The sequence below is a fragment of the bacterium genome, from assembly GCA_024224155.1.
Classification (GTDB): Bacteria; Acidobacteriota; Thermoanaerobaculia; order Multivoradales; family JAHEKO01; genus CALZIK01.
This window is the reverse complement of sequence record JAAENP010000531.1, coordinates 1-5,893: the sequence shown is the minus strand read 5'-3', so window position 1 is coordinate 5,893 and position 5,893 is coordinate 1. Positions and strand designations below refer to the sequence as shown.

Sequence of the window (5,893 nt, the reverse complement as noted above, 5' to 3'; positions counted from 1 at the left end):
TTCGTCAAGGTCTCGATCTCTCGGCTCGACATGGTGCGAGTCCGAGACGATCTGGTCGAGGCGACCTTCTTCCAGAACTATCGTTCCAGCGATTTCTCGGATTCAGTCCAGAAGGTCGTCGAGCTGGTTTGGGAAGACGGTAGCTGGAAGATCTCGCGCGAAGACACTCGCTGATAGCGCGACTCGAGCGACTCGGCTGCCCTCCTCCCAGGTTTTGCGTGCGCCGACGGGCTCACCGGCTCAGACAACCGGCCTCTCGGCTCCTCGGCTCGAGAACAACCGCTTCCGGCGTGGTTCGTCGCCATCACGGAATATCTCGCGACGGGCGCCGCCCCGCGGCGAGCGAACGCGCAAACCGGTCCGGGGGTCGATCCAGCGCTCGACGATGGCTCGCGGCCGGGGCACCTGGAACGGCCGGAGAGTGGGAGCCGCGCGTTCCGCGAACGCACGCCATATCGGAACCGCGGCTTGGGCCCCGCTCAATCCGAGCGAACCGCCATCGTCGTAGCCCACCCATACGACGACGACCATCGAGCCCACCGAGCCCGCAAACCAGGCGTCACGGCGCTCGGAGGACGTGCCGGTCTTGCCGATCACCTCCAGTCCTTCGAAGGCTCTGGCACCCAGGCTCTTCGCGCCGGCTTCGCGCAATAGGTCTCGCACGAGATAGGCCGTGGACGGCCTCACCACCCGCTTCGACCTGCTCTTCGCCCGCCCAATACCGCGTCCCGACGGCGTCAGGGCCCGTTCGATCAGCCTTGCTTCCTGGCGTCTGCCCGGGGTCACGAAAGTGGTGAATGCCGACGCCAGCTCGACCGGCGTTACCTCGACCGAGCCGAGGGCAAAAGACGGAGGTGGCTGCGACGGCACGTCGAGACCGACCGCACGAAAGCGCTCGGCGGTTGCCTCAAAGCCGCACCAACGAGCGATGCGAACCAGCGGCACGTTGAGGGAATCGACCAGGGCCGTGCGCAAGTCGACCGTGCCACGGTAGCGTCCGGTCGGATTCGCAGGGCTCCACGGTCCGCCCGGCAGCTCGATCGTGAGCGGCCTGTCGGCGATGCGACGCGAAGTGTAGAGTGGATCCCGAACGCCGCATGATTCCAGGGCCTCGAGCAGAACCAGGGGCTTGACGCTCGAGCCGGGCTGCCGGCGTGCACTGCGCGCCCGGTCGAAGTCATCCCGGGTGCGGGGATCGGCGCCGACGACGGCCAGAACATCGCCGTTCGTGCCATCCAGAGCCACCAGGGCGACGCCCAAGCCCTCCCGTCTCAACCCCGAGAACCGCCTCTCGAGGCGCTCGAGCTCTCCCCGCACCGACCCTCTCGCAAGGGCCTGGAGATGGGCGTCGAGAGTTGTCTGCACCACGACCCCTCGCTCGTCCTTCGCCCGCCGCGGCGCGATCGTGCCCAGGTCCTCGCGGATCCAGGCCAGCGTGGTCGGAAGCAGGGTCGCTTCGAACCGAGTCGGACGCAGCTTGGGCAGACCCGCTCGACGCGCTCGATCGATGTCTCGCGTCGACAACCACTCGAGCTCGTGCAACCGAGCCAGAACCGATCGTTGGCGCGCCAGGGCCGGCTCGGGATTCCGCCCCGGATGGAGTCGATTCGGGCCCTGGACCATACCCGCGAGCAAGGCCGACTCGCCAAGCGAAAGCTCGCTCGCCGACTTCCCGAAATAGAAACGCGCCGCCGAGCCCACGCCGTAGACAGCGGTGCCGTCGGAGTGGCCCAAATACACCGAGTTGAGGTAGGCCTCGAGGATCTCCCGTTTGTCATACTCGGCTTCGAGAGCCAGCGCCCGCATTGCCTCCGAGATCTTGCGCCCCATCGTTCGGCGAGGTGTCAGATCGCGCATCTTGATCAGCTGCTGGGTGATCGTGCTCCCACCCTGGGTGACCCTTCCCGCCTTTGCGTTCTTGAAGACGGCACGCGCCACCGAGCGTGGATCGACGCCGCCATGCTCGAAGAAACGAGCGTCTTCGATAGCCAGGACCGAACGCCAGACGTGTTCCGGCAGCTGATCCAAGGGCACCCAGGCACGGGGCGCTCTGCGTCCTTCCAGGGTCTCGGAGAGGAGAACGGGCTCCAACGACACCTCGGACACGCTCTTGGTGGCATCCTCGTCGAAACCAATTCTCGTGATTCGACCGTTGGCTCGATTCAGGTTGATCCCAATCAACCGGGCGCCTTCCGGGCGCCGTCCCGGAGAGACGAACTCCCGCCGGAAGATCCAGAAACGGTCGAGTCCCCAGAAGAACTCACCCGGAGACTTCGGTTTGTGTCGCACGCGCCTGTAGCCCTGAGCCGAGAGTCGATCCGGGAGCGCCGAGCCTCTGAGCAGGTCGCCGGAAGAGATCCGGTGGGGAGCCGCGAAAACGCGGACATCGTTACGGCCCAGGCGGTGCTCGAGCGCAACCGGCTTGGCGGCGAAGGCCGGCGCGCCCGCGACCCACAAGGACCCGCAAAGCGCTAGCAAGGCGGCGGTCTGCGGGCGGCAACTCACACCCGAGCTCCAGGCAACCTTCATGCCATGGCCCGAGCGGGCGCGGACATGCGGGGGCCGTACAGCCGCAACGTATTCTCGTAGACCGCGTCCGCGACCGCCTCCTCGGTCAGGCCCTTGAGCTCCGCGACGGCCTGCAAGGCGACCATGGTATTCGCAGGCTCGTTGCGCTCCCCGGGCTGGGCGCCAAGAACAGGACTATCCGTCTCCAGGAGTAGACACGAGAGCGGCAGCCGGCGAACCAACTTCTGCTTTTGCTGTGAGCGCACGACCGAGGGCGGAACCGAGAAAAAGAAACCGGCCTCGACACCGGCAAGCGCTCGAGCCGCACGGCCGTCGAAAGCATGCATCTGCACTCGCTTCGCGCCCTGGAGCAAGAGGAACTCTATGGCGTGGTGCCCCGCTGATCGGGAGTGCACATTCAGCGGCAGATCCAGCTCGAGGCCAAGACCGACGAACCGTCGAAGGATCTCCCTCTGGACTTCCCGCTCCGACTCTTCTTTGACTTTCCAGTAGTCCAGTCCGACCTCTCCAACGGCAATCCACTCGCGGCGATGGGCCCGGATGAGCTCGAGGACCGAATCGGCCTCCTGCAGGTCGAGACGGGTTGGAAACAGCCCGCCCGCGGGCGCGATCATGTCCGGAAAGGCAGTCGCGAGCTCCAGATTGCGCCCACAGTCGTGAAGCGTCTCCGCCACCGCGATCACTCGCTTCACGCCGACGCTCCGGGCGCGATCGAGGACCGAGCCCAGATCCGACGAAAAATCCCTCACACAGAGATGAGCGTGAGTGTCGAACAGTCTTCTCATCTGCAACACGCGGGAGCGATTCGCACCTCGGATGCGACAGAATACCGAAACCCTTCAATGTGCGCCCGCAGACCCAGACTCTCCGTGCTACTTCCGGTACGCAACGCCGCCAGTTACCTCGATACCTGTCTTGCCAGTCTCGCCGAGCAGAGCCTTCGAGACTTCGAGATCATCGCGATAGATGACTGCTCGGCGGACGGCTCCGAAGAGATCCTGGCCTCGTGGCGGCGGCAAGAGCCTAGGCTGCGAACGATCCAGGGTAGCGGCACCGGACTGGTCTCCGCCCTCAACCTCGGCCTCGAACACTGCGCCACAGACCTCATCGCTCGAATGGACGCCGACGATCGCGCTCATCCGAATCGCTTCCTGCTGCAGGCGGCACTCTTCGAGGAGCAACCGGATCTCGCCGTGGCGGCTTGCCAGGTGGAGCACTTCTCGAATCGCGGTGTCGGCCAGGGGTTGCGGGTCTACGAGCGCTGGCTGAACTCGTTGCTGTCTCACGAGGACATGCGGCGCGAACGATTCGTAGAGAGTCCCGTGCCCCATCCAGCCGTCATGTACCGGCGCGCAGTCGTCGAGGCCGCGGGTGGCTATCGCGACGTCGGCTGGCCCGAGGATTACGACCTGTGGTTGCGGCTCTTCGAGGCCGGACACCACTTCGCCAAGGTGCCCGAGGTTCTGCATTTCTGGCGTGACCGTAGCGATCGCCTGACGCGCACCGATTCCCGCTATGCGGTAGAACGTTTTCTCGAATGCAAGGCCGAGCACCTGATGCTGGGACCGCTCAGGAACTGCCGCGAGCTCATAGTCTGGGGCGCAGGTCAGACCGGGCGTAGGCTGACTAAGCACCTACTGCGTCGGAGCGCTCCACTGACCTCGTTCCTGGACATCGATCCGGCGAAATGGGGGCGCACGGTCCGGGGGGTGATAGTCGAGGCACCCCCGGCCCTGGATCGGATCACGACGCGATCCGGCGCCGGCACGGTGATCTTGGCGGCGGTCTCTTCCCGTGGAGCGAGAGCCAAGATTCGAACGGCCCTCGACGGCAGAGGACTGCGCGAAGGCGAGAACTACTGGTGCGTTGCCTGAAGTCGACCGGGAGCCTGAGCCTCTACAACCCGACGATGCGTTGGCGACCACAGTAGACGTTGAATCGATCGCGCTGAACGAAGCCGGCCAGCGTCATCTGAAAGGCGCGGGCGGTCTCCACCGCCAGGCTGCTCGGGGCGCCAATCGCGAGCAAGACCGGAGCTCCGGCCGCCATGGCCTTGTGAACAAGCTCGAAACTGGCGCGCCCGCTGACCAGGAAGACCGACGAAGACGCCGGCAGGGCGTCGGCCAGAAGCAATCGACCCACCGCTTTGTCCACCGCGTTGTGCCGGCCGACGTCTTCGCGCAGGAACTCGAGCTCGCCGCGCGCCGAGAACACTCCGCAGGCGTGCATACCGCCGGTGCGCGAAAAAACGTCCTGCGCCGAACGAAGCGTCTCCGGCAGACTCTCGATCGTTCGACGCTCGACCAGGAGGTCTCCAGCCGGGGGTTTGCCTCCCAACCTACGCAACGCTTCGATCGACTCCTTGCCGCAGACGCCACAACTCGAGTTGGTGTAGACGTAGCGCTTGAATCGCTCCGGGTCGACGACGACACCGGGCTTCAAATGAACCTCGACGATATTCTGCTCGCCCGCCTCCGGCGAGTCTTCGCAGTGGGCAATTCGCCAAATGTCACTGCTGCCCCCGACAATGCCCTCGGCCAGAAGAAATCCCGCAGCCAGCTCGAAGTCGTGGCCGGGCGAGCGCATGGTAATCGAGAGGCTCTGACTCCGGCGGGCCCCTTCGAACTCGGCAACGATCCGAATCTCGAGCGGCTCCTCGACGGCGACCACGTCCTCCCGTTTCGAGGTCGCGCCCTGCGTAAGGGCCGTGATCTCGCAACGGATGCTGGCGCCGAGCGGCGATCGATCCGAGTCCTCCCCCATCGGTCTCTCAGCGGGCCGCCGGGACGATCTCGACCAGGGCGCCGCGATACGCCGGAATACCGCACTCCGGGTCGGACACGCCGCGCGCAATGAGCACGTTGGCCTCGGGCCAATACATCATGGCAGTCCCGGCACGGATCTCGCCGACTTCCACCCGGGCGGTCATCTCGCCCACGGCGGAGCGGACGACCACGGCTTCGCCCTGCCCAAGCCGGAGACGCTCGCAGTCTTCACGAGCCAGCAGCACCGCATCGCGCCTGGCCCCCACCAACATGTCCCGATCCGAGAAGACCATGCTGTTGAACTGTCTGCCGCGTCGGGTGTTGAGCCGGAACTTACCGTCCGCCGCGACGGCCGGCGGCAGTTCCACGGCGGCGAAGCGTGCCCGTCCGTCTGCAAAGCCGAAACGGCCGTCCGCCGCGAGCAACCGGCCGCCCCCACGCAAGACCCGATGCGCCTCGCGCCAGACTGGCCGGACATCGGAGGCAAAAACATTCGAAACCGGGTGGAATACGAGGTCGAAGCTCTCGTCGGCAAAGGCCGACAGGTCCGCCATATCACCCTGGACGGTAACCAGATCGAGATCGTGTTGTTCGGCGAC

Annotated in this window: 6 protein-coding genes; 2 read left to right on the top strand and 4 right to left on the bottom strand. The window is 65.6% G+C overall.

From position 1 onward, the window contains the following. Window positions 1-30 precede the first annotated feature (30 nt). Window positions 31-174: a hypothetical protein gene (locus GY769_24875; GenBank protein MCP4205157.1), complete on the top strand. Its 144-nt coding sequence runs from the start codon at window positions 31-33 to the stop codon at window positions 172-174. A gap of 66 nt (window positions 175-240) precedes the next feature. On the opposite strand, the gene GY769_24870 is transcribed toward GY769_24875, so the two are convergent. Then, a complete protein-coding gene (locus GY769_24870) occupies window positions 241-2,505 on the bottom strand; it encodes a hypothetical protein (protein MCP4205156.1) in 2,265 nt (754 codons plus the stop codon). A gap of 20 nt (window positions 2,506-2,525) precedes the next feature. Next, entirely contained in the window at window positions 2,526-3,314 is a 789-nt protein-coding gene (locus GY769_24865; protein ID MCP4205155.1) for a TatD family hydrolase, read from the bottom strand. 57 nt (window positions 3,315-3,371) lie between these two features. Here GY769_24865 and GY769_24860 point away from each other — a divergent pair, with 57 nt between their 5' ends. After that, window positions 3,372-4,403, top strand: coding sequence for a glycosyltransferase (locus tag GY769_24860; GenBank protein MCP4205154.1), 1,032 nt, complete (start codon window positions 3,372-3,374; stop codon window positions 4,401-4,403). Between the two features lie 22 nt (window positions 4,404-4,425). Here GY769_24860 and fdhD read toward each other — a convergent pair whose 3' ends face one another. Both fdhD and GY769_24850 read right to left on the bottom strand, forming a co-directional pair. Beyond that, window positions 4,426-5,292, bottom strand: a complete 867-nt coding sequence (fdhD, locus tag GY769_24855) for a formate dehydrogenase accessory sulfurtransferase FdhD (GenBank protein ID MCP4205153.1) — start codon at window positions 5,290-5,292, stop codon at window positions 4,426-4,428. A gap of 7 nt (window positions 5,293-5,299) precedes the next feature. Further along, the coding region (locus tag GY769_24850) for a methyltransferase domain-containing protein (GenBank protein ID MCP4205152.1) at window positions 5,300-5,893 on the bottom strand (594 nt) is incomplete at its 5' end.